This is a genomic window from Gilvimarinus sp. 1_MG-2023 (assembly GCF_030548285.1).
On record NZ_JAUOSC010001342.1, the window covers coordinates 1 to 253 of the forward strand.

1 protein-coding gene is annotated in these 253 nt (G+C 57.7%); it reads right to left on the bottom strand.

Annotation, left to right across the window (positions count from 1 at the left end; all coding sequences use genetic code 11):
• On the bottom strand, positions 1–253 hold a 253-nt coding region (locus Q4563_RS21210), incomplete at both ends, for a hypothetical protein (protein WP_303605932.1).

Genomic DNA, 253 nt, shown 5'->3' on the forward strand with positions numbered 1-253 from the left:
CAACAAGGGCGTATCGGCACCCTGGTAACGCAGATAAGCACGCCACTGATCCGTCACCCCGGCAGAATCCGGTAACGCTTGTCGGGCTTGATCGCTTAATTGCTGACAAACCCGTTCACGAACGGTGTCCATCTCGGCCAGTACCACTTCGACCGGCTGTTCTCCCAGCCAACGCTGATCCGCAACACCAATACCATAAGCGGACAATACCCCAGCCATCGGGTGCAGGTAGACCTGTGTCACGCCCATTGCC